At 60.3% G+C, this 23,092-nt stretch carries 19 protein-coding genes and 1 pseudogene; 2 read left to right on the top strand and 18 right to left on the bottom strand.

Going from position 1 to position 23,092, the window contains the following annotated elements:
• Positions 1–6: 6 nt before the first annotated feature.
• The 4 genes and pseudogenes from AC1D10_RS09070 to AC1D10_RS09055 form a co-directional block, all read right to left on the bottom strand.
• Positions 7–516, bottom strand: a pseudogene (locus AC1D10_RS09070) (FAD-binding oxidoreductase); the annotation flags it as partial.
• Positions 513–1,634, bottom strand: a complete 1,122-nt coding sequence (gene hisC, locus AC1D10_RS09065; protein WP_477270746.1) for a histidinol-phosphate transaminase — start codon at positions 1,632–1,634, stop codon at positions 513–515. The pseudogene AC1D10_RS09070 and the gene hisC, both read right to left, overlap by 4 nt.
• 43 nt (positions 1,635–1,677) lie before the next feature.
• On the bottom strand, positions 1,678–2,808 hold the full coding sequence (locus AC1D10_RS09060) for a 2Fe-2S iron-sulfur cluster-binding protein (RefSeq protein WP_477270744.1): 1,131 nt from the start codon (positions 2,806–2,808) through the stop codon (positions 1,678–1,680).
• Positions 2,805–3,845 (bottom strand): aromatic ring-hydroxylating dioxygenase subunit alpha, encoded by a 1,041-nt coding sequence (locus AC1D10_RS09055; protein WP_477270967.1) that lies wholly within the window; start codon positions 3,843–3,845, stop codon positions 2,805–2,807. Before AC1D10_RS09055 ends, AC1D10_RS09060 begins: the two co-directional genes overlap by 4 nt.
• 122 nt (positions 3,846–3,967) lie before the next feature.
• Between AC1D10_RS09055 and AC1D10_RS09050 the strand changes: the two genes are divergently transcribed.
• Positions 3,968–4,894, top strand: coding sequence for a LysR substrate-binding domain-containing protein (locus AC1D10_RS09050; protein WP_379098293.1), 927 nt, complete (start codon positions 3,968–3,970; stop codon positions 4,892–4,894).
• Between the two features lie 140 nt (positions 4,895–5,034).
• On the opposite strand, the gene AC1D10_RS09045 is transcribed toward AC1D10_RS09050, so the two are convergent.
• The 13 genes from AC1D10_RS09045 to AC1D10_RS08985 form a co-directional block, all read right to left on the bottom strand.
• Positions 5,035–6,879: a mechanosensitive ion channel family protein gene (locus AC1D10_RS09045; RefSeq protein ID WP_477270742.1), complete on the bottom strand. Its 1,845-nt coding sequence runs from the start codon at positions 6,877–6,879 to the stop codon at positions 5,035–5,037.
• A 377-nt stretch (positions 6,880–7,256) separates the two neighbouring features.
• On the bottom strand, positions 7,257–8,573 hold the full coding sequence (locus tag AC1D10_RS09040) for a hypothetical protein (protein WP_477270740.1): 1,317 nt from the start codon (positions 8,571–8,573) through the stop codon (positions 7,257–7,259).
• A 237-nt stretch (positions 8,574–8,810) separates the two neighbouring features.
• Positions 8,811–9,821, bottom strand: coding sequence for an Lnb N-terminal periplasmic domain-containing protein (locus AC1D10_RS09035; RefSeq protein WP_477270738.1), 1,011 nt, complete (start codon positions 9,819–9,821; stop codon positions 8,811–8,813).
• Positions 9,822–9,976: 155 nt separating this feature from the next.
• On the bottom strand, positions 9,977–11,233 hold the full coding sequence (locus AC1D10_RS09030; RefSeq protein WP_477270965.1) for an alpha/beta hydrolase: 1,257 nt from the start codon (positions 11,231–11,233) through the stop codon (positions 9,977–9,979).
• Positions 11,234–11,572: 339 nt separating this feature from the next.
• On the bottom strand, positions 11,573–12,529 hold the full coding sequence (locus AC1D10_RS09025; RefSeq protein ID WP_477270736.1) for a DUF2950 domain-containing protein: 957 nt from the start codon (positions 12,527–12,529) through the stop codon (positions 11,573–11,575).
• Positions 12,530–12,553: 24 nt separating this feature from the next.
• Positions 12,554–13,888 carry a DUF3300 domain-containing protein gene (locus tag AC1D10_RS09020; RefSeq protein ID WP_477270734.1) on the bottom strand — a complete coding sequence of 445 codons (1,335 nt, stop codon included), beginning with the start codon at positions 13,886–13,888 and terminating at the stop codon, positions 12,554–12,556.
• 294 nt (positions 13,889–14,182) lie between these two features.
• Positions 14,183–15,217: a DUF2955 domain-containing protein gene (locus tag AC1D10_RS09015; protein WP_477270732.1), complete on the bottom strand. Its 1,035-nt coding sequence runs from the start codon at positions 15,215–15,217 to the stop codon at positions 14,183–14,185.
• Positions 15,207–16,331 (bottom strand): HlyD family secretion protein, encoded by a 1,125-nt coding sequence (locus AC1D10_RS09010; protein ID WP_477270730.1) that lies wholly within the window; start codon positions 16,329–16,331, stop codon positions 15,207–15,209. The genes AC1D10_RS09015 and AC1D10_RS09010 overlap by 11 nt, the downstream gene beginning before the upstream one ends.
• A 365-nt stretch (positions 16,332–16,696) precedes the next feature.
• Positions 16,697–16,945 carry a hypothetical protein gene (locus tag AC1D10_RS09005; protein WP_477270728.1) on the bottom strand — a complete coding sequence of 83 codons (249 nt, stop codon included), beginning with the start codon at positions 16,943–16,945 and terminating at the stop codon, positions 16,697–16,699.
• Positions 16,946–17,049: 104 nt separating this feature from the next.
• Positions 17,050–17,709, bottom strand: a complete 660-nt coding sequence (locus AC1D10_RS09000) for a L,D-transpeptidase (RefSeq protein WP_477270726.1) — start codon at positions 17,707–17,709, stop codon at positions 17,050–17,052.
• Positions 17,710–17,777: 68 nt separating this feature from the next.
• Positions 17,778–18,746 (bottom strand): ABC transporter substrate-binding protein, encoded by a 969-nt coding sequence (locus tag AC1D10_RS08995; RefSeq protein WP_477270724.1) that lies wholly within the window; start codon positions 18,744–18,746, stop codon positions 17,778–17,780.
• A 381-nt stretch (positions 18,747–19,127) separates the two neighbouring features.
• On the bottom strand, positions 19,128–19,574 hold the full coding sequence (locus tag AC1D10_RS08990; RefSeq protein WP_477270722.1) for a BA14K family protein: 447 nt from the start codon (positions 19,572–19,574) through the stop codon (positions 19,128–19,130).
• Between the two features lie 188 nt (positions 19,575–19,762).
• Entirely contained in the window at positions 19,763–20,239 is a 477-nt protein-coding gene (locus AC1D10_RS08985; RefSeq protein WP_477270720.1) for a hypothetical protein, read from the bottom strand.
• A gap of 228 nt (positions 20,240–20,467) precedes the next feature.
• Here AC1D10_RS08985 and AC1D10_RS08980 point away from each other — a divergent pair, with 228 nt between their 5' ends.
• Positions 20,468–20,929 carry a hypothetical protein gene (locus AC1D10_RS08980; RefSeq protein ID WP_477270718.1) on the top strand — a complete coding sequence of 154 codons (462 nt, stop codon included), beginning with the start codon at positions 20,468–20,470 and terminating at the stop codon, positions 20,927–20,929.
• 186 nt (positions 20,930–21,115) lie between these two features.
• Here the strand turns inward: AC1D10_RS08980 and AC1D10_RS08975 are convergent, their stop codons facing one another.
• Positions 21,116–23,080, bottom strand: coding sequence for a DUF3604 domain-containing protein (locus AC1D10_RS08975; protein WP_477270716.1), 1,965 nt, complete (start codon positions 23,078–23,080; stop codon positions 21,116–21,118).
• Between the last annotated feature and the right edge of the window lie 12 nt (positions 23,081–23,092).

The raw sequence follows: 23,092 nt of genomic DNA, 5'->3' as shown, positions 1-23,092 counted from the left end.
GACGCCATTGCGAAAGGCCATCACACCACCCGCATTGGTGGACACCATGCCGCCGATCGTCGCCGAGCCGCGCGCGGCAAGATCGATACCGGGCTCCAGCCGATGTTCAAGTGCGGCAGCCTGCAAAGCTTCGAGGGTGACGCCGGCACAGACGACGGCCACGCGTTCGACCGGATCGAGCCGCTCGATGCGATTCATGCGTGCCATCGAAAGGACGATCTCGCCCGACCGCGAGACACTTCCACCGACTAGACCGGTCCGCCCGCCTCGCGGCACGATGGGAATCTCATTTTGGGCGCAGATGCGAACCACCGCCGCGACCTCGTCCGTCGATGAGGGCGCGACGACAATGCCGGCGCCGCAATCTACGCTGTTCGAGCCAAGGTCGATCACCCCGGCATCCGCTCCCGTCAGCACATTCGAGGCACCGACGACGGCACGAATGCTATCGACGACTGGCAGCGGTAGCGCATGGTCGATCGAATTCGTTTGCCTTGGGGAAGCGGGGCCGCTCATCGATCCATCAAGCCATGAAGCGCGGCGATCAGCCGGTCATTGTCTGCGGGTGAGCCGATGGTGACGCGCAGATAGCGTTCGTAGCTGGTTTCGCGCCATGCCTTGACGATAATCCCCTGCTTCAGGAGATCGTTGGCGAGGCTCGAACTATCGCCTTTGCAGTCGAAGAACAGAAAGTTGGTTTGCGACTGTGCAACCCGAAAGCCAAAGCCGGCAAGTGCGGCGGCGGCACGCTTGCGCTCAGCCCTGACGCGGCTCGCCGAGGCCCTCATCCAGCTTTCGTCGGCAAGTGCAGCGATGGCCGCTATCTGCGCCGCGGCGTTGACGTTGAACGGCGTCTTCGCTGCGGCGACCACCCTCGCCAGTTCAAGACCGGAACAGACGGCATAGCCCACGCGCAGTCCCGCCAGACCATAGGCCTTCGAAAATGTCCGCAGCACCACATAGTCGATGCCACTGCTGCGCAGAACCTCGATGCCGTCAGGGGCGCCGGGATCAGCAAATTCGAAATAGGCCTCGTCCAGGACAAGAAGCGTGCCGGGCCGCACGGCGCCGATCAGCCTTTGCAGGCTGGGATGGTCGAGACCCGGCCCGACCGGGTTCCATGGCGAGGATATGAAAACGATCCGTGGCCGGGCGGCGATCGCCGTCTCGAGCGCGGCAAGATCGAACCCCATTTCGGGTGTCATCGGAATCTTGACGACATCGGCACCGGCCGCCAGCGGCTCTATCTCATGCAGGCCGAAGCTCGGCACCGTCGTGACGACCGAGGCGCCCGGCACCAGGACGGCGCGCGAGATGGCGGCGATCATCTCCTCGGAACCATTGCCGGCAACGATCTGGCCAGGATCGACCGCCAGTTTTTCGCCAAGCGCCGACCGCAGCGCCGTGCAGGCCGGATCGGCATAGCGCCATGGCTCGAACGATGAGGAGGCCAATGCCGCCATCACGGCGGGAGAACACCCATCCGGGTTCTCGTTGCTGGCCAGGCGCGCGATGTCGTGGCGGCCACTCAGCGCCCGCGCCATCGCGATGTTCATGCCGGCATTGTAGGGCGGCAAGGCGGCGATATGTGGATTGAGCGGTAGGCTCGACGCTGGTTTGACCGACTGTTCCAAATCCCGACTTCCGTTTCCTTGCGCCCACGCGCGCACAATCTTGTCAAATATCCAGAACAACTGATCCGCGCGGCTTGGAGCAGCACAGCAACACTTCGCCTGCCCCAAGCTCATCCAGCGGTTCTTCGAAATAGGTGACGTCGCCCAAGATCAGCCGCGACTTGCATGTGCCGCAGATGCCGGCCCGGCAGCTGAACTCCGGCAACAGACCCTGGTTCTCGGCGAAGTCGAGCAACGATGCGGCCGAGCCATCCCAGACGGCCGTCAGGCCCGACTTCCGGAATTCCACGGTTGTCGCCTCCCCGGCCGCCTCGATCCTTGCCGGCTGCGCCGGAACTGCGGGAGCTCGCACGGCATCGGGCTCAAGCACCGTCGCCGGGCCGAAGAATTCGTAGGCAATGCGTTGCTTCGGCACGCCAAGCTCGCGAAGCATGCCGTAGATCGCCTGCATGAACGGCGGCGGACCACACAGGTAGAAATCATAATCATCGATCGGCAGCAGTCGTTGCAGTATTTCTGGCGAAATCATGCCCTCGCTGTGGAAGCGTCGGTCGGCCTTATCGCGTTCGGTCGGCGATCGGTAGCAGTAGTGAACAGCCAGCCCAGGTCGCGTGGCAATCAGGTCGGTCACCTCGTCGCGCAAGGCATGCACGTCGCCGCTTTCGCAGGCGTGAATGAAGACGGCGCGGCGATCGGACATCGAAGCCAGTGCATGCAGCATCGACACCATCGGCGTCAGGCCGACGCCGCCGCTGAGTAGAACGACCGGCCGGGTACTGGTTTTGTCGAGCACGAAATCGCCGCGCGGCCCTTGCGCAGTCAGCACGTGGCCGACGTCAACCTCGTCGTGCAACAAACATGAGCTTTTCCCGTCGGGAATTCCCGGCGCGGGTGCAGCCTCGCGCTTGACGCTGATCCGATAGCGACCCGCGGCACCCGGCGAACTGGAGATACTGTAGTTGCGCAGCACATATCCCTTGTCGCCTGCGGCTTCCCGCGGAACCGGAACCTGAAACACCAGGAACTGGCCCGGTTCGAATGCGAGCCAGTCCTGTGGGTTGACCGGCTCGATATGGAACGATGTGATGATGGCGCTTTCCTTCACCTTCGCGACCACCTTCAGGTCGCGAAACCCGCTTCTTGCAATACTGTCGCGGGCGGTGAATGCGTTCATTCGGCGGCCGCCAGTTGCTGGCTCTCGCTGGCGATCAGCTTGGCAAGGTTGCGGCGAAAACGCAGCGGCCCGACATCGATCTTGAGGTCGAGATTGGGCGTCCGCTTGTTGGCCATGCCCTTGTGCACGGCATTGAGCACGGCGCGATCCTCATCGAACGCGCCGCGAACCGAGGTGGCAAACTGGCGCGAAACCTCCAAATCGTCGGGCGCGAAATTGCGCATCTGGAACCAGTAGTATTTCGTCTGGTTCTCATCGACCGGTGTCATGAAATTGTAGCTGTCCATGAGGAACACGTCCTCATGGAGTGGCTTGCCCTCGCCGCCAGTGCGGGCCGGAACGAAAATCGCCTTGATGATCGCGTTGGAGGGGTAACGCACCTCGTAATGCTGCTTGCGGTCGCAATTGCCAGCGAATTTGAGGAAGGGCGCATAAAATGGCGCGGGCTTGGCATCGACGACCCAGCGCCACACGGTCACGCCATCTGCACCTACCGTGGTTTCGAGCGGCGCATCCTCCATTGCCTGGACACCGCCGAAAGACGACTGGTGTACCCATGACACATGGGAAGGATCGAGCAGGTTGTCGGTCATGTAGAGGTAATTGCAATCGAGCAACATCGATTCGCCGCGATTGACCCCCCAGGTCGGGTCTCCCCAGTGATCGACCTCGAAAATCAAGCCAGGATCGGCCTTTTCTGCTTGGCCCATCCATATCCAGAGCAGCCCGTAACGTTCGGCAATCGGGTAGGAACGAACGCATGCTACATGCGGTATCTTTTCAGCACCGGGCACACGCGTGCAGGTTCCAGTGCTGTCAAAAGTCAGACCGTGGTAGCCACACTCAACCGTGTCGCCCTTGATGCGGCCCATGGACAGCGGCAGCTTGCGATGAGGGCACGCGTCTTCAAGCGCCGCCACGGCACCATCCGTCCGGCGAAAGAGGACAATGTCTTCGCCAAGGATTCGGGTGGGCTTCAGCTGGTCTGTGACCTCATGGTCCCATGCGGCAACGTACCAACAGTTTCGAAGAAACATGGCGTCCTCCCGAGCTTGTGAACGCCTACACGGGTACCTCTCGGGCACGAGACGACATAGTGCTTGCATCTGCGTTCTATTTTAGAAATGCTAAAACAAGCCGACCCCAGGATCTTACCCAGGTGAAAAAAACGCCCCCCCTGCGCGCGATACAGGCCTTCGAGGCTTTCGGTCGATGCGGCAGCGTGACGGCCGCGGCCAACGAGCTTGGTGTTTCCGTTGGCGCGGTCAGCCAGCAAATCCGCAAGGCTGAAGATGTGCTCGGGCTCAGTTTGCTGGAACGCCGTGGCAGGAACGTTGCCCTCACGTCATGGGGGCGAACCTACCATGCTGCCATTTCCTCAGGCTTCGACCAGATTCGCAACGCCCAGCACATTGTCGAGCGGGCGCGATCGGAAAGCGCGCTGACCATCTCCTGCCTTCCATCGCTCGCCAGCAAGTGGATCGGGCCAAAGCTTCTGGATTGGCAAACAGGCCACGCCGGTGCGACGGTGCGTCTCATCGGCGCCGAGCAGGAACCGCGCTTTGACAAGGATCAGGTTGATTTCCGGATCTCATACGGCACGAAGATTCACGACTACGATCACTATACCGAACTGTTCACGGATTGGGTGGTGCCTGCTTGCGCACCCGGATTGCTGGCCAATCGACCTGTCCGCAAGCCCTCGGATGTTCTTGATTTTCCTCTCCTGGGCATAGAATGGGCACGAGATCATCAATCGCCGCCAAGTTGGGCTGAATGGGCGAGCAGGATCGGCGCGTTACATCGAAAGACGTCCGGCGAAGTTGCCTTTTCGTTGTCGAGCGCCGCGATCGACGCTGCGGTAAATGGAAAGGGGTTTGTGCTTGCCCAATTGTCCATGGCCGCTGACGATATCGCTGCTGGCCGGCTCATCGTGCCATTCGATCAGCGGATCAAGTTGTCTGATGCCTATTTCCTTGCCTGGGACCGTGCGGCGCTGGAGAAGCCATTTGCGCCGGAACTCCGTGCCTGGATCGTTTCGATCTCCAAACGCCTGAACGCTTCTCCAGCCGATCGGGATCGGTGAGTGGCATTTCACACGCTAACGAAAACCAATCTCGATCGTCACAGAGAGCGGCATTTCGCGCCAGCTGGCAGGCCGCCGCGGCATTCTCGCTCAATCGCTTAAACCATCCCCAACGTCGTAGCCGTGACTATCCAGAATGCTCAGGCAGCCCCGGGATTGGATGTCAGTGGCTTTGGGACGGCCTTGATGCCGTTTTCCTGAAATGCCTGGTGCACGGCGAGCAAAACGGCCCGGCGGATCATGAAGTGTTTGCCCGCCTTCGCCATGAATTTGGCCCGGATGACCAGCGTGCCGTCCTCGACCTCGGCAATTCCCTGGCTCTTGAAGGGGGCCAGCAGATCTCCAGCAAGTTCCGGGTTGGCCGAAATATCCTGGCCGATCTTCTTGAAAATCTTGCGGACTTTCTCAACATCCGTGTTGAATGCTACGCGAAAGGTCAGTTTCTCGATCATCCAGTCGCGGCTGAAATTCTGGATCTTGCCAATCTCGCCATAGGGAATTGTCGCCAAGGCACCGCGCTGATGGCGCAGGGAAACCGACCGGACCGAGATTTTTTCTACGGTCCCCTTGGCGCCTGACGTTTCGATATATTCGCCGAAGCGGAATGCATCGTCGATCAGGAAAAACAGCCCGGAGACCAGGTCCTTCACCAGCGTCTGCGAGCCGAAGCCGATGGCCAGCCCGAACACGCTCAAGCCGGCGATCAGAGGCCAGACATTGACCCCGATCGACACCAGGATCGAGAGCAGCGCCAAGGCCACAATGCTCGATTTGCCGACCGCGCTGAGCAGCGGCACCAGCGTGCCCAGCCGTGAACGCGGCGCACCCAGCGCCTCCTCGTCACTAGCTACGGCCGGTAACTCGGCGCGCAAGGCGCGAATCGTCCCCGTGCCGACCAGGTTCCACAGAAACGCCGCCCCCAATATGATCAACGCCACACCGGATGCGCCCTTGGCGACCTCTCGCAGATCTATGCCGAACCCGGCAGCCAGCGGTGTCGCCCATAGTGTTCCAAGCATGGCAACCATGATAGCCACGACCGTGAAGCGGGCGGTCTGTCGCCCTGCCGCTGCCAAGATCGAGATGTCAGGAGACTCCAATCCGCGCTGCGCCCAGTTCCCGATCATTGCGTCGAGATGCGGCGCGGCGAGAAATATCAACCCGGTCAGCAGAACGGCCGACCCGCGAAGCGATGCCCCCAGGGTCAGCGCGGCCTGAGTGCTGAGAAAAGTGATTATCAGGAACGCGATCACGATTGCCGGCCACATTTTGGCGAGACGGGTGCGCCAGCGGCTTCTGGGGCGCGGACCGGCGACGGCGGCTGCCATTGTGCGTCTGTGCCGCCATACCGCCCATGCAAACAGAACGTAGATCGGAATTGCCAAGCTTGTTCGCAGCAGATCCCCCAAGGCCGGCCCGACGGTCCAGAGCCGCAACGTCGCGATCAGCGTTGTGCCGATGATCGCCAAGCCAATGGCAAGCGAGAGGTCGCGCACGAGCGCCGCCAGATGCGGGGAGTGCTCCACGAACTCGGTTCGCCGCGATGCCATCAACAGTGATCTGACGGCGGCGAGGATGATGAAGCCGAGCACGGTCACCACCGTCCAAAGGCGAAGGGTTTGCAAAGGCACGCCAGAACCGGCCAGCAGCCGTGCAGCAATGAAACCGATCACCAGCGCCACCACAATAGCCGCCACGCCCGCAAAGAATCTGCGCCATGCACTGCTTGTGGCACTCGCCTTCGCGAACCGCCGGGCGAGCAGGATGAACACGCCGGCGACGAGCGCAACAACCAACACAATCTCGAACAGGAGCCCAAGGAGAGACGTTCCCCCGGCTGCAAGCGAGGCCCGCAGGTTTTCAAGCTCGACGGGGACGTCGCCCAAAGCGGCAAACCGCGCGAACAGTCCGGAGAGGAAACGATCGGCGAGCTGTTCGAAGCCCGAAATCAACGAAGTAACGTCCGGTTCGGCTGTAGTGTCCACTATTTCCCCCTCTTCAGCGGCGCGGAAGCCAGTTCCGGCGGTCGCGGCCGCTGTCTCGCTATCCAGCACCCGACCGTCGCACAATTCAAGCTTCTTTTCTGCCCTGACCTTTTGCCCCGCGCGGGGGCCGGGCGCACTGAACTTGTCGACCCAGAACGCAACGACCGCGATGATTTCGTAAGCCTGATTTGTACTTACTATCAGACATTTTTTGCGGATTTAGTCTTGCTATATTTTTGGAAAACCAACATATTTTTCGAAAATATATTTTAACGCGTCACCGAAAGCAAGTACACTGGCAACAGCAAGGCCAGTTCGACGGTAGTTTTCATCGTAGCGGAGCGGGGTTGTTGAGGCGTTTGCGCGAAATACGATCGCTAGGTGGGAGGCACCGCCGCGAGGAAGCCACTGGCCAGCAGATATTCATAAAGATGCCGTAGAGGCGGTGCGGGACGCAACTGATCGGCAGTTATCCATTGCCCGCTGCCGTCAACCTCCCATCCGCGTCCCAGTTCGGAGTTGAGCAGGTGAAGCAACTCCTCGCGAGGGCACTGATAGGCCAGCACGCGCACGTCGGAGCCGAAAAGCCGCGCGATACCCTCGAGCAGGCGGCCTTCCAGGTGCTGGTATCTCACATCGTCGAAAATCCGTATCAACGCAGGCAGCGGCACGGCAAAACGCAACGGAGCCTGCGTATATCGACGCACAAATGCGGTGGTGCGATACAACTGGCGATGCCGCGTCATCATCGCTGCGCCCTTGCCAATTGCAAGCAGCGGTACATCAGAATCGACGGCCGTCAGGCGCACGTCGATGACATCCTTCACCTCAGGATTCCCGGCGACCTCGCGGCGCAGCGTTTCCAGGCACGCTTCAATCGCTTCCGCTGAAAGGTCGTCTCGCGGGTCCCTCGCCAACGGCACGATGGCCACAGCCTTCTTATACAGAAATTCGTTGGCAGCGACGGCCGCACCGTCACCGTCCAGCATCACCGCCTCAGCCTGACCGTCACGTGCCAATGCCATGTGCAGTTCGCGCATGTCGCAACCCGCGAACGCGCGGCCTCGCATCACGATCTGATCAATTTCGAGGCGATCGTTTGCAAGGTTGTCGAACATCCTCGCAGGCAAATCACCGGGGGCTGCCCGCTCATTCAGCAGCGCATGCAGCAGGTTCACACCGAGAATGCCCACCGCCTCCTGCTGAAGCAGGTTGGCATTATTGCGAAGGTTTACGTGCAGCAGTATGTCGCTCGCCTCAGCCCGCGGGTGATCCTGAAAGCGGACTCCGATCCAGCCGTGGCAATCGTTGGTGCCCGCAAAATTGCGGGCGGCGATGGTATCGGCGAAAGCAAACAAGCGCGTATCTCTGCCGCGCGTGTCGCCGATCTGTTGCACAAGCGATTTCCATTCACAATCAAGCATCGTCTCAAGCCGCGGCCTGGACACGTAGCGTGTTCCGGAACCGTACAGGTCGTCGCTCACTTCCTTGTCGTAGGCTGAGACGGTCTTGGCCACCGTGCCAGACGCGGCGCCAACGCGCAGAAACCATCGCGCCACTTCCTGACCCGCGCCGATCTCGGCGAACGAGCCGAAACTCGTTGCGTCGAGATTGACCTCCAGCGCCTTCCGATGCGTGTCGGCAGCGGCGTTATCCGATCGACCAGTCGCATCGGAAGTGGCAGTGTTATTCATGGCGGGGCCTCTGCGGTGGACTGCGGTTGCGTCTCGATACTGCCGCCCAACGCCAGGTGCAAATATTGTCCGCGGGGCGAGTTGTTCGCTCGGAACGAGCAGCAAACCAGCTGCGCCCATGCGCATTCACCTGTTGCTCTCGAACCGCGCGAAGATCGCCGCTGCCTATGAGGCCGACAGAACTTGCAATAAGCAACCCCTTGGCGTTTCGATCCCACGTGCGCGGCCGCTCCCAGATCAATAGCCAAAGCGAGGAGACGGCACACCAACCCGGATCAATCTCGAAAAATCCGGCGACAGGCCTGACTTCCGGGCACGGTCGTCTATGTGGGCTAATTCCCGCAAGGTCGACAATGGCAAGCGGGTGTCGAGCGCACCCCGGTCGTACGCATATTCGGGGAGATAGCCGTTGACGATAAGGCGCCAGTCGAGAGGAACGGCGTCGCCGACGGCTCGCATCATCTTGACGATTGTCGTCGTGCAGTTCGTCGTAATGGAATTGTAAAACGCCGGCGTCGTGGAAAGCGCGTTTGCGTCCGAGACGTATTCCAGCAGAAGCGCCCGGGCCGCGTCTGGCGACGCTTTCAGGCGATAGATCTGGACATCCTCTCCCCGAACATTTGACCTGACGCCGACCACATCTCGCTCGTCGGCCGCGATAATGACCAGGGGATTGCTCTTGAACAGGTCCGCTATGGGCGAAAACTCGCCACCGGCTCGACGCCGCACCTCAATGGACCAGGCAAGATATTCACCGTCCGAGAAGCCAAAGCTCATGATGACATGGGCCATTTTCGGTCCAGCCCAATAGGACATGAAGAGGTCGGCGGTCTGAACGGTGGAAAGGTCGTAGGTCCGGGTTGTCCAACGTTCGGTGAAATCCGTGTCGCTGTGCCATTCGAAGTCGCGCACGTCTTTCAGCGTCAACAGGTTTCCGTCACGCGTCCCGGTTACCTGACGGGCGACATCTGGCGCCCAGTCGGCGTCTCCCAAAGGCTTGATGGTGCTCCACCAAACCAGAACCGCAGCGAACGCAGCGATAAACAGGACGAACGCCCTGAAGCGAAAACGGCTGAAGAGGGCAATGACGGTGCCGATGCCGAATAGGATGAAAAGGGCGAAGGCCACAGCCCGCCCAAGCTCTGCCGAGGGCATGCGGTACCAGATGGCAAGTCCGGCCCAGGCGGTCAAAATTGCAACGGCTAGTGACAGGATGATGGCAAGTGATATCCGAGCGATGCGATGCATTCATTTCCCTTCCGGCCAGATGGGACCAGCAGAGGCGTCGCTTCAGCTGTGGGGCTCGCTCTCTGCCCACTGAATGCCACTCTCAGGGAACGTTCAACGCAACTTCGAGATGAGGCATCAATAAGCTTCGCTGCCGCCTTGAGTTCGTATATTCGCTATTTCTTGCACCCTTTTGCGGATGCCGCGGGCAGATTGCAATTCTTGCTGCCGGCATTCGTCTTCTTGCTGCTTGGAGAGCCGGTCAAGTTCTCGACCTCGTTGCCATAGTTTTCCCTGGTGTTCTGATCGACCATGGCTACGGGTGCCGAAATCACCAACCCTGCAGCACTGCCAGCCGCCGCCGCCGCGCCGGTGGTCGCTTGCACGATTGTGTCGCCAAGGCCGACCCGGCTGTCGGTCAGGGTCTGGCCGTCAGCCATCCGCGCTCCAATCAATTGCACAATCTGTGGCGACGAGGCGAACTTGCCGTGATTCAAGCTGTCTCCGGACTTGACCTTGGTCAGGTCGATGACGGTTACATTGTTGCTCGCAAGTTCTTCCTTGTAGGGCGTCTCTTCCGGATTAATAGAGCCGAGCCGCGGGATGTTGCCCCAGACCCGTCGCGAAAATGCGAGCGCCCGGTCATCCTGCGAAACAAACAAGGTGAACTGCGGGTGCTGTTTGCCCATGTCGGCAATCTGTGTGCGGAACACGTCGACATCGACGTCTGGCGCAGCCAGCATGACGTTCTTGAACTTCGCCGGCAGGCCGCCATTGCGGATGGCCATCTGGCGCAGGGATTCCAAGGCAAGCCAGTTGCCCATCGAATGGGCGAGGATCGAAACCTCTTTTACTTCAGGATCGTGAGCGAGATACTGGAACAGCGTCTCGAGCGCATCTCGCGTGTAGTTGGTGCTTTCGCGATCGTAGCCATAGGCCAGCGTGCTGCCTCGGGACGGCCATGTGACCAGGATCGGTGCGCTGTCGGTGCCCGTATCGTGAGCGATCTGCGCAAACCGATAAAGAGAGTCCTCGAAGCGGTTGTTGAAGCCATGGATGAAGACCAGCACGCTGTGGTCCGGGCTCTTCCTGACAGAGGCGTGCAACCATTCCTTCGCGCCATCCCGTGTTAGTTCTTCGGCTTTCACCACCGCGAAATCGGTTGCAGGGTTTGACGGCAGCTTCTTGGGCCAGGCGACCTCGCCGACCTTGCGCACCGACGCTGGTGGGATAGACACCGTGACATCCGCGAATGAAGGAGCCAGTCCGCGCTCGCCCGTATACATCTCGGCCGGATTGGCGGAACGAGCGCGGGTCGTCGTCACCAGCATCTCCACCTTGCTGGATGACGCGGACGTATCGGCCACCGGCAACAAGACATTCGTCGGGCGGGACGCGCAACCGAAAATCAGGCCGACCAATACAAATGCCAGCAATGCGTTGGTGGTACGCCCGACTTTTAATTTACTTGTGACGCCGGTTCTCAAAACGCCCCCAAGTGCGCAACCTTGACAAGGTGGTTAGTACCGCCCTGTCGCCAACCGATCAGTCGATACAGATTGCCACGATAGTGGCACCCGAGGACTGATGGGCATGCCGCTCCACACTGCCAAATGAAGTATCGGAATCCTCTGTTTTGCGCAACTGCTGGGAACTGTCGTGATGTTTCGCCTGGGAGCACAGCGGGGCCCGCCGGAGTACCAGGGCGTCGTCCGACGCTCCTCGATCTCCAGAGAGAGGCAGGCGACAGGGCGTACGGTTTCAAATTGAAGCTAGTCACCTGTTAACTGCCATGTGTCACCGGGATTGAATTGCTTTATCGCGCCAGCCACAGCCTGCGTTTTCCGGCCTAGGTCGGCCTCGTAGACAATGCCTTGCTGATTGACCGCAAAGGTTTTGACGCCCGTTTCCGCATATTTCACCGGCCAGGCCAGAAGCGCAAAACCGGCGATCATGTTGCCGTTGATGACATAGTCGTAAGCGCCGCCGGCGATATTCTTGCCTTGGCCGGCCAGGATGCGGAAGCGATAACCAAAATAGCCATTGCCTTTCTTCGCCTTGTCGAGAGCAGCCTGGTTGATGAAGTCGCCTGCCGGACTGACGCCATGGGCTTCATCGGACGGCCAATAAAGTCCGTCGGCCTGGCCCTCGCTGCTGACCAGCTTCTGGGCGTACTCGAGCACGCCATCGCCATCGCGGTCTTCTGCCGCGTAGTCACGTTGGGCGTCCACGTAGGCGCGAACCGTTTCGATTGCCGCGATCTCATTTTCGCCGACGCGCCGGTTGATGATCTCTTCGATGCCAGCATAGGTATCGAAAGCCCATTTGCCGTCCTTACCCTTGGTGATCGGGAATGGCAGCGTCCATAGCGCGTCGCCAATACTGAGTTCCTTGCGGTCGCCAAGATCGCGCACGATCACCGTCTTGGCAGCGCCTTGCTGGATCTGCGCGTAGGTATCCATCACGCCTTCGCTTGTCCGCAGCTTCACGGCATCCAGCCCAAGCAATGCCGCCAGTCCATCGAAATCATCCTTCGCCAGGACCGACTTGAACGCTTCCACAGCCGCTGAGGGATCATCGAAGAGCGGTGGATCTTTCTTGGCCACGTAGTCCGAGAGGCTGTACACCTCCTGCGCGCCGGCAAAATTTGCGGAGCCCGCGCCAAGGCTCAAGATCATTCCGGCACCGAGCAGCGAACGTAGAACAAGACTCCCGACGGACGTTTTCATGTCGGTTCTCCTCTCGCCAAAGTTTTAACGCCTGCGCCCGCCACCGGCCTGCCTGCCACCACCCTGCCTGATCATCTTGTGGCCGCCGCCGCCGCTGCGAATTCCGCCTCCCATGCTCCTCGCACCGCGGTTGGAGGCAATCTGCTGACGTTTTCCGGAGCTGACGTTGCCAAGAACCGAAGGATTCCTCGGCCTGTTGTCCATTCTCATTGCCGGCTTCGGCTTGCCGACCGGGCGATTGACAGAGCGGTCATTCTTTCGTGCTGAAGCAACCGGCTTGGTGTTGGTTGGCCTTTTGAATTCCGAACTCGACGCCGGGGGCCGGTTTTTCAAACCCTCTCTGATCTCACGTTGGCGGACGTCCTTCACCCTGCCGGACTTTCCGGCAAGCGCGTTCACCCGGCCATTTCTCAGATCGGACGCTTTGTTGCGCATATTGTTGCGATCGTCGGACTTGATCCGGTTGCTGATCTTCGTTTTGTCGATGTTGGCGAATTGGTTCTTGTCGAAATTTATTTTCGAACGGTCGACATTTTTCCAGTCGACGTCGTTGAAATTGACCTTGCCGTTTATGTTGTTGAAGCAATTGTTGCAGTCGATATTGATATCGTTGCCGTTCCAGCGCCCTCCCCACACACCGCCACCATTCCAGTCCACCGCCGCTGCCCAGACGGCCCCAGTCACGAAGGCCGCGAAATAGGGAGCAGTGGGATAATAATAACTTGGGTAAGGGTCTGGATAATAGGAGATCGGAACAACCGGATAGTCGGTGGCGTAGAGCATTTGCGGCTCATATCGTGGAACATAGATCGTTTCCACGCTGGCGGATCGGATGACCACATTGTCGTTCTCCTCGACAACCTTGATCTTGTCATCGGACTTGATCACGCCTTTGGCGACAGCCGTGTCGCGCAACTGCTGAATAGCGACCAGAACGTCTTTTTGCTGATACGTCAGTGCGTCGCCAAGTGCCTGGGTCCACTCCAGATCGTCGCTCATCATTTTGGCGATGTCGGGATAGTTGAGCAGTGAGATGACGCTGCCGTCCCAGCTTTCCTTCGGTTTCAGGCCTGGCTTCTTGGCGACCTGATCCAAAAACCGGCTCGCTTCCACGATCTGCAGTGGATACAGCGCCGCCTCGGAAATGACCGCGACAAGTTCATCGGGATAGAGCGCAATTCGCGCCACCAGGATTTCAAGTTCATCCTCGTCGAGCGGTTCGGGCGCTTGGGTTGCCGCTGCGCCATCGGTGGCAGCGGCCTGATCCTGAGCAACCGCGAAAGAGATCTGAGCGGAGCACATCAAGAGCGCGATCATGGCCACGGCGCCGGCATGCCGGCGCGGAAACTTGATCTCCATTGTCATCCTCCCAGGTTGTGACAACCCGGTTGTCAGCGACGTCCGTGTCGCCAAGTCCGGGGCGACGTTCTTGCCTTGGCGTTACGGTGGCGTATTGCCTGCCGATGCGGAAGGTAAGTAACTGTATGCTACGTGCAGAACTGAGAGACTCTGCCAGCAGATCAGTCGTTCCGACCGGCGATTTCGATGGGATCGGCTAGGGCTTTTCTCGGCTGCTTCGGCGAAACGGAATACCGCTAAGACGAGGCCATGGTGAAACGGAAAGGACTTACAGCCCGAGCGGTCAAAAGCGCGTCATGACAGCGCCCTGCCTTCAGCGCTGCGCCTCTGTCCTGGCCAGAGCAACGCCGTCATGAAGATCGTATAGGCGATGGCCATCAGTATGTAGTTGACCCGCGTGGCAAAAGATTCCGCTGCCGATCCCGGCAACGGCGAGACGCCCGTTCCAAACAGGATGAGGAAGATCGTCAGCGCGCCTGCGTAAAGCTTGGCGGCAGGATTGCTCAGCGCCGCGCGGCCGCCAAACACCAGGCCGGCGAGCAGCACCAGGACAAAAAGCATGGGGGTCGTGGGATGAACCTGCAGCAAGGCGAACGCAAAGGATGCAACCACGCCTCCGAGCAGATTGACCATGACGAGGCCGAACGCCGCCCTTGCGCTTGCGATGACATCGAGCTGCGACAACAACGATGCGACGGTGATCGGAATGACGATCGCCGTGGCGAGGCCGTCCCGTGTCAGGCAAGCGAGCACTGCGATCAGCAGAATGGCGGCATTGGCGGCGGCATAGCGCGCAGCGCGAGGGTTCGCAGCAGGAGCCGGGGCCTGAATATCGGTACTGCCTCGGTCGGGTATGACCGCATGGGCAATCCACATCAGGATCGCTCCACTGACCACGCCCTGTACAAGGATCGACAGGATGGAATCGCCGAGATCGCGGTTGAGCACGGTCAGCAGCGGCACCATCACGGCGACCACCAGGACAAGAAAGATCGCCCCGCCACCCTTGCCGTTCGCCTGCAGGTAGAAACACATGAAATAGACGAGCCCAAGCAGCAGCAACAGGACCGGCGGCCGGTCGCCTGTCAGCACCGTGACGGCCTGCAGAAACGCGCCGGCGACAACAATGAGGATCGCCATTCCCAGGGCCTGTTTCAGCTGCAACGGGCGGGCGCTGGAGATCAGGAACTGAGCCGCGAACAATGGTCCCAGAAAGGGGATGATCGCCCCCGACAGAACCGACCACGTGAAGCCGACGGCTACGGCCAGCGCGATACGCAGACCCTTGCGCCTGGCATTGGCGTAGGCAAGCTCGCCGTCAGCTGGCATAGGTCAGGACCGACAACACGCGCATCCAGATGCGGCCGATTGCGTTGGTCACGGGATTGTCACCGGTATAGATCACCACGTTCGCCTGCGACCCGTAGCGCACACCCTTTGGCCTGCCCTCGTCGAGGATCAGGCGGACCGGAAAGCTCTGTGGCGTTCGCACCCATCCGCTTTCGGTGGAGATCTTCGGCAGCCCGGTCTTGGGGTCGACACTTCCCTGGGCCACGCCCATCCCGACGCTCTCGACCGTCGCGCCAAAAACCTGGCCAGGCAAGAGGTCGAACAAGACGTCCGCATGGTTGCCGGCTGCGACGTTTTCGAGGCTGTTTTCCTTGAACGCCGCGGTGATCCACACCGTGCCGACGTCGATGAAGGTCATGGCACTCTGGCCGGCGCTGACAACGCCTCCGACGGAAAGCTGGAGGTTGGTGACGACGCCCTCGGCCGGCGCCAGCACCGTGGTGCGCAACAGATCAAGCTGCGCGCGTTCAAGCGCGGCGAGCGACTCTTTCAGTTGCGGATTGTCGGCGCCGGCGGGTCCAAGCTCTTCCTGCGCCTTCTTGAGGTCCGCTTCAGCGGCGACGACCGAGGCATTTGCCTGGTCCACCGCCGCCTTCGCCTCATCGTACTTCGCCTTGGCATAGACGCCGCGCTTGACGAGCTCCATGGCCCGGCTGGCCTGGTCCTGCACGTTGTCGCGAATTGCCCTTGCTTCCACGAGGCGTGCCTGGACGGCATCGACGGAGGCTGTCGAAGCGCCGATCGTCTGACCCACCCGGGCAAGCCGTGCTTCGGCCTCCGCGACGGCCAGTTGGTATTGCTGCGGATCGATGCGAAACAGCATCTGGCCAGGCTTCACGCCGCTGTTGTCAGCCACGCCCACTTCGATGACCCGGCCGGTGACCTCCGGCGCAATGCCGACGACATACGCGCTGACCGTCGCCTGCGATGAAGAAGGCGTGCGCCTTTCCATGAAGACCGCTACCACGAACAAGAGGCAAGCCAGCAGCAGCACGATAAGGGCGACCCGGCGCAGCGGGTTGCCCTTCGTCGCCTGAGTATCTGTGCCGTCAGCGGCGTTGTCTTGAGAGGTTCCGGTTGCATCGGACGCCATGGCATCTTCTCCCCTGTCAGACCAAGCGGGCATCACGCCGCGGACGGATGCCTGCTTCCTTGTCGGCTTCGGCCCAGGCAAGCCTACATGCGAAACCCGGCGCGCAGGCACGAGTAATCATGACCTACCGGCCGCTCGGTTTTCATTGCGTAAGCGTCCCCCCAGCGCGTCCACACTATACACGGTCTTTTGACGGTTCCAGCCAACTGGGGTGTTATTTACGTGGTAGCAGCGGGGCACATTTTCACGACAAGCAATTGTTTGAAACGGAGAACAATTGCGGAGTGCTGAGCGAGCGATAGCGTGGTCGATAACCGCCAACTCCCGCCGCTGGAGCGACCGCTCGAGACTCCGACCGGAGCAGATCAGACAGGCTCAACCGATTTGACCGCGCCGTCCGTATCCACCAGGCAGCTTGTCTTCTTGCCGCCGGCATCGAGCTCGACCTGGTAAGTTTTGGAATCGATCTTGCTCGACGAGACCGGAAGTATCTTGGCGCTGTCGACGCCGCTCGACTTGGCCACGGCGTTGGCGCAAAGAAGCTGCAGGTCCGCCGGAGCCGTCTCAACCTGCGTCCTCGACATCTGCTCCGGAGCAGGCGGCGGCGTGCTCACGCAAGCGCTCAAGCTCTGCGCCATGAATCCAAGCGCTACAACCAGGATTGATCTTCTCACTGCACGTTTTTCCGACATTTGCTTGTCCCTCTCGGAATGCCGCTTCAAACGCCCTTGTAAAGGGCCGCCCCCTGCATGAGGACGATGACCTTGGCGCCGACCTTGACGCGGGCAGCGAAGTCGGTGATGTCGTCGTTCCGCATCCGGATACACCCTGAGGACACGTCGAGCCCGATCGTCCAGGGCTCTGGCGTGCCGTGTATCCGGTAGATCGTGTCCTGATCGCCCTCGTACAGATAGAGCGCCCTGGCGCCGAGCGGATTGTCGGGCCCTCCCGGCATGCCTGCCGCATATTTGACCGCGTTCGGATCACGAGCGACCATTTCGGCCGGGGGCGTCCAGGTCGGCCATTCCGCCATGCGGCCGACGCGCACGATACCGGCCCATCCAAAGCCTTCCCGACCGACGCCGATGCCGTAGCGCATGGCCTGCTGGCCTGACTGCACAAGGTAGAGAAAATGCTTGTTGCCATCGATGATGATCGTACCGGGCGCCTCCGCCGTGCGGAACTTGACCATCTGCGGGCGAAATGCCTCGGGCACCTCTTTATGGGCCGCGTAGTATTTTCGCGCTTTCTTCTTGTCGTAATCGACCCACTTATGCGTCTGCGGATCGAATACCTGCGTCTGAGCGGCATACGCCAACGTTGCGCCGATTGCGGTCATGACAAGCGCTGCGCCGAGAACGAGGCAGCGGCCAGCCATTCTGCGATCATTGCTTTTCGGAGTGACGGGCCGGTTTGCGAGCGAAAAGGTCATGGTCGTCCCTGCCTCTACTTCGACCAGGCGCTAAGCCGGTCTTGATGCTTTGCAACCCAGGCCTGTGCGAACTTGGCGGGATCCTGCCGATCGACCTGCAATGCGTAGCTCATGTCGGTGACTTCGTCTGGGGTGAAGTCGACATGGGAGAGGAAGGCCGCCACTTTCGGCAGGCGCTTCGCCATCGATGACGCAAAGCCGATGTAGAAATGTGATGCGTCCCACGCCACCGGTGCCTCCGATTTCGTGAGCCAGTCGGGGTCGTCGCTTGGCATCACGATGTGCCACTTGGCGGGATCGTGTTTCGGCTCGGTCAATTGGACGATATCATGGAGCTTGAACATATGGTGCGGACTGTAGCAGTAGAATGCCATCGGTTGCCCGGTTGCCGCGGCCGCATCGACGGCAGCCATTGCCATGTCTTCTGGCATTTGCAGCAGCGTCATCGTTTTTTCATAGCCGTAGCTCTTGGCCCGGATCTTCTCGATGCTCGTCGACGACCAGCCCAGCGCGCCAATCCACATTTCGCCCTTGCCATCGCCGTCGGTATCGAACACGGCCGCTTTTTTCGGATCGGCCAGATCTGAAATGTCCTTGACGTCAAATTTGTCAGCCGTCTCGCGCGTCACGCAGATGGCCTGCGTGGCCGACACACCCTTGGGGCTGAGGTCCACGGTCTTGCGCCCGTCGACGTATTTCTTGACGAGTGAATCGAGATTGGGAAGCCAGACTTCTGGATAGACGTCGACCTCCCCGGTATCCATTCCGGCGAATGCGGTCATGGAGCCCATCTCGCGCACGTCGGCGTCCAGATTGAGTTTTTCCTTTATGCCGTACTTGATGATATTGGCCGCCGCCTGGCCAGAGGGCCAGTTCGGCATTGCAATAAGGAGGTCAGCCGCAAGGGACCGACCATGTACCGCCAGTATCGTCAGTGCCGCCAGCGACACTTTCAGCAGATGTCGCCGAAATCGACTGTTCATTTTCTCCCCTCCTGCGGGACTGATATGAACGGCGGCTGCAACGAGAGGACTCCCGATCTGCCACGGCCCCCTGTGAGACCAATCATCTCCAGGAAGGCTAACGGCGGACTCCGCGCACCGCCGCCAAGACCGTTTCTTGTCTGCTAGCCGGCGTTCCATCCGTTTATTGGTTCGTGTTGTCCCGAGACTACCGGTCCGAGCCGGCAGCGGAACGTAAGTTACGTGGAGGGCAGGGTAAGTTTCTGACTGCAAGGCCGTTCGAAGCAAGGTCTCCTCGCGGAAAGCCATGAAGGGCTGTCCTGGCGCGTCGGCAGTGAACTGTGTCGATCACATCGATCGAAAATCGGTCAAAGGGCGGCGGCCTGCAAATGACGACCATCGCTAGTAACAATTACCGGAATCCGCTTCCCTGGGCGAGCATGGGCGATAGGACCTGTTTGAGTGATACCCGTTGCCGTAATAGCGGTAATACCGGTCGTGGTAATACGGATCGACATAATACCGATCGCCGTAGTACGGATCGCCATAATACGGATCTGCGTAGTAATCACCGCCTCGGTAATATCCGCCATAGTAGCCGTTGCTGTTGGCGATCATGCTGCCGAGCAGCGCTCCGGCGACAAAGGCACCACCGGGGACCCAGAAGTCGTTGTGCCGGTGATGGCGGTAGCCGCGATAACCCCTGTGCCAGCCATCCCGAACCTGGATGACATCGGACTGCGCGCCTTGTGCCCTGGGCACGAAGGTCGGGGCGGCCTCAACGGGAACAGTGCTCGTAAGCGCAAAAGTTGCGACCAGGGCAGTCGCTATGCCTGACAGGAACCTCATGATCGCGTCCTCGCTGGTGGCAATGTTTACCGTATGCGAAACGTCGTCATTAGCCTGATGGAACGTCGCCGATCCAAGATTGTTCCAGACACCTGGAAATTGTCTCAAGCCGCTCCGAGACTCTGACGGGCAGACAAGGCCGCCCGTCGATCGGCACCTTGTCGCGGGCTGGATTTGGCCAGCCTGAATTATCTGCTGCGGCCAGGTGCGGCGGAATGGTCTTCCCTTGCCCTGCCCAATCGTTCTATTTCCAGCGAATAGCAAAACAGGCTGAACAGAACCAGCAGGACTTCCAACAGCCTGACGGCTCCCTGAATGGAAGAAGGGGATTGATCGAGTTCCGGTACGTGGCGGAAAAAGAGGACCGAAAACAAAGCGCCGCCAAAGAAGAAGCTGACCCGGCTGGCAAACAGGAACAGGTGCCTCACCAAGGCATTGCGAAACGGTGCGGGGATCGCAACCCAGCGAAACCTGGCCCAGTAGCAGGCCTGCAGAACGAGCGCACCACAAACCACAGCGGACTGCTGATAGGGGCTGATGTCCTGTGCTTCTCCCAATTGCGTGATCACTTGCCGGAAGATCGGGAAGATCGTCAAAAACAAGAACATCGCCGCGGCCGTCTCAACGACCATCAGCAAGACGTAGCGGATGTTGTTGCTGGTCATGCTGGACTGTCCTCGACGCAGACATGGCGCCTTCGGTCGGATAGCCACCGACCATGCCTTTCCCGGTAGAAAATGCAACCGCCACCACGGCAAGCTAGCGATCCTTTCGCACCAGGGGCCGATGGCCCCACCGCACTTACCGTTAGTTACGTACCGCGTCGAAACGGCCATGCTAAAGTAATGCCGAGATTCGCACCACTCGGCAGGGGTGTTTTACAAGGGGACGTCATGGCTGACAAAATCCACGGTTTTCTACCGGCCACGGCCGAAGCGCCAACCGACCGCCAGCGATTGATCATACGCTATCTCTTTGGAGTCCTGATCGACCTCGTGGTCCTAAACCTGTTCGACGAGTTTTCGGACAGTGTCACGGTCTCTTCCTTCAGCGTGTCATTGCTCGCCGCCATCTTGTTGCAGGCCCTTCTGAAGGGGACGATCGCTGTCGAGCACCAGGTCGCCGTGTTCTTCCAGGCAAGGCAAGGTGCCTTCATGAAGTTCATGCGATTCTTCGGCGCATGGGTGGTGCTGTTCCTATCCAAGTTCGTGATCCTGGAGGTGATCACCTTTGTGTTTGGGGACAGGGTTCGCTTTGAAGGCATGCTGCACGGCGTGGTTCCCCTGATTATCGTGGTCGTCGTCATGCTCGTCGCCGAGGAAGCGATCGTGCGGTTCGTCAGATGGGTGCGTTGACAGCGTACCGCGGGGCTCACTCCACATAGGAAGCAAGCGACATTTCCGCCTCTCCGGCATGTCCTTGACCCGCCACGACGCCCGCCGCCTCGTACGGTTTGGTCGCGCCCGTCTCTCGTTTGGCGACGCGTCCGCCGCATCGAAAGGTGCGGCGGACCCTTATGCTTCCACTAGCGCCGAAACTGTTTAGCCGGCCGGCGTGTACCAGATCGGTGACGTGTAGGCCCGCTCCTGTGTTGTCATGGTCACATCCGGCGACATCTTGATGCCAAAGTATTTCGCATCATAGGCGGGCCAGCGCGGCGTCGGGATTTCGATGACACGGCCATAGTAGAAGGCCCGCTGGGACGGATCGAAATCGGGGTCCTTCCACACGGCGACAAGCTCTGGCGCTCCGATCGTGTTGGTCCAGGTTGCGTTGGGCACATCGACGGTATTGCCGACCGGCGGCAGCTTGCCGTCGGTGCCCGGCTTGCGGTCGCCGGACCAGGCGACATCGTAGACCTGTTCATGCACCTCGCCGCCGGCGTCCAGCCAGCCTTTGACGATCTGATAGCGGTCGAGATTGGCGCCGATCGGATCCTTCAGCGCCGCGACCAGGAAGGTCGGCACCTTGCCCGCGGGCGCCTGACTGAGGTCGCCGCCCATCGGCACGCCCTTGGTGTAGCCGGCGATCGCCGGGCTGCGGGTATCGGCGTCGGCTTCGACGAAATCGAAGCCGCCGAAGAAGCGCACCGCCATGCGCGGTCCGGTCGTGGCATAGGTCTCGCGCCGCTTCATGGCGTCGAAGATCGAGGCGCGTGTGTTTTCCTGCGCCCAGACGGCAGCATAGCCCGATGCAGTCGTCTCCCAGCCCAGGATCTTGAGCCCGAGCTTGGGGTTTGCCATGAAGGGGTGCGACCAGCGTTCCGGGTTCGGCTCGCCGGTCGCGATCTTGCCGAAGAAATTGTCGTCGTCGGCAGTGGAGAGGCCCGTGTGGGAATCCGTGCTGCCGACCAGGCCGAATTTGTAGGGGTTTACCCCCAGCTTGGCTTCCAGCTTCAGCCCGTTCTTGAGCGCCGAGCGCGTATACTCGAACTCCAGCATGTCCGGTGTCTTCTTCACGCTGAGGTCAAGATTGCCCTTGTCCCATTTCTCGAAAGTGGCGAACTCGTCATTGGGCGAAAGAAAGGGGTGGCTCTCGCCGTCGCCCTTCATCTGCGTGGTCTCGTAAAGCACCTCCCAGTGGGCGCGCTGCTCAGCGTATTCGCGATCGATCTCCTTGCCGGTGACCGGCTCGATGATCGGGAACATCTCGCCATTGCTCAGATTGCCATTGTGGGCGATGGCAAGCACATCGCCACCGGTCTTGTCCTGATAGTTCCGCAGCCATTTCCACAGGTCGCGCGGGTTGTTACTGCCGACGGGCGGCTGCGTCGTGTACGGCTCGATGAGACCGGCCTTTTCGGCACCATCGCGGAAGATGACATTGCGGTGGAGATTATTGCCCTTGGACAGCGACGTCCATTCGAAGCCGATGAAAGCGGTGAAGCGCCCCGGATCGTTGGCTTCTTCGGCTGCCGAGATAATGCTTTGCCATACCGAGCGATAGGCTGGGTTGCCAGGCTGGTAGATGATGTCGGGCGGAAATTTGCCTTGCGAAAAGGTTACGACGATAGCCCACGCCGCTTCCCCGGCATGCCCCGACTGTATCATGTCGTACCACTCGCGGGCCTGTGCGTTCTGCAGGATCTCCGGCTTTCCGGCCATGAAGTCGGTGAACCATCCCATGTTGTCGGAGTGATCCGCGACGACCAGGAAGTCGAGCGGACGTGACAGCTTGGCCGGCTGTCCGGTCGAGGAAACGACCTCCTCGCCCTTCGCAAACTTGTAGGCCTCGCGCGGTCCTAGCCTGGCGCCGGCCGCCCCGGCGTCGAAGGACAGGGCCGTGTGCAAATGCGTGTCGCCAAACAGCGGCCGCGTCGGGAAATTGCGTCCGGCATAAGGTGAGTATGGCCGTTTTGCCGGAAAGACCTTCGCGATGCTTGCCTGGTCGATGTCGCCGACGTCGGTGTTCACGACCTCCTGCGTCCAGGCCGGGCAAGTCACCAACGACAAGCCCGCGACCGTGGCACTCCGAAGAAGAGCGTCTCTCAGATTATGGATTTTCATGAACTTCCTCCC

The sequence above is a fragment of the Mesorhizobium sp. P2_A8 genome (assembly GCF_056404935.1).
Note: the sequence above shows the minus strand (reverse complement) of the source record. Positions and strands in the feature narration are given on the sequence as shown.

Excerpts from the sequence above, each read along its gene's own strand:
- AC1D10_RS09055 (WP_477270967.1), bottom strand. The coding sequence starts at position 3,845 with ATGTTTCTTCGAAACTGTTGGTACGTTGCCGCATGGGACCATGAGGTC.
- AC1D10_RS09035 (WP_477270738.1), bottom strand. The coding sequence starts at position 9,821 with ATGCATCGCATCGCTCGGATATCACTTGCCATCATCCTGTCACTAGCC.
- AC1D10_RS09020 (WP_477270734.1), bottom strand. The coding sequence starts at position 13,888 with ATGGAGATCAAGTTTCCGCGCCGGCATGCCGGCGCCGTGGCCATGATC.
- AC1D10_RS08980 (WP_477270718.1), top strand. The coding sequence starts at position 20,468 with ATGGCTGACAAAATCCACGGTTTTCTACCGGCCACGGCCGAAGCGCCA.
- AC1D10_RS09015 (WP_477270732.1), bottom strand. The coding sequence starts at position 15,217 with ATGCCAGCTGACGGCGAGCTTGCCTACGCCAATGCCAGGCGCAAGGGT.
- AC1D10_RS08995 (WP_477270724.1), bottom strand. The coding sequence starts at position 18,746 with ATGAACAGTCGATTTCGGCGACATCTGCTGAAAGTGTCGCTGGCGGCA.
- AC1D10_RS09060 (WP_477270744.1), bottom strand. The coding sequence starts at position 2,808 with ATGAACGCATTCACCGCCCGCGACAGTATTGCAAGAAGCGGGTTTCGC.
- AC1D10_RS08985 (WP_477270720.1), bottom strand. The coding sequence starts at position 20,239 with ATGACCAGCAACAACATCCGCTACGTCTTGCTGATGGTCGTTGAGACG.
- AC1D10_RS09040 (WP_477270740.1), bottom strand. The coding sequence starts at position 8,573 with ATGAATAACACTGCCACTTCCGATGCGACTGGTCGATCGGATAACGCC.
- AC1D10_RS08990 (WP_477270722.1), bottom strand. The coding sequence starts at position 19,574 with ATGAGGTTCCTGTCAGGCATAGCGACTGCCCTGGTCGCAACTTTTGCG.
- AC1D10_RS09010 (WP_477270730.1), bottom strand. The coding sequence starts at position 16,331 with ATGGCGTCCGATGCAACCGGAACCTCTCAAGACAACGCCGCTGACGGC.
- AC1D10_RS08975 (WP_477270716.1), bottom strand. The coding sequence starts at position 23,080 with ATGAAAATCCATAATCTGAGAGACGCTCTTCTTCGGAGTGCCACGGTC.
- AC1D10_RS09025 (WP_477270736.1), bottom strand. The coding sequence starts at position 12,529 with ATGAAAACGTCCGTCGGGAGTCTTGTTCTACGTTCGCTGCTCGGTGCC.
- AC1D10_RS09000 (WP_477270726.1), bottom strand. The coding sequence starts at position 17,709 with ATGGCTGGCCGCTGCCTCGTTCTCGGCGCAGCGCTTGTCATGACCGCA.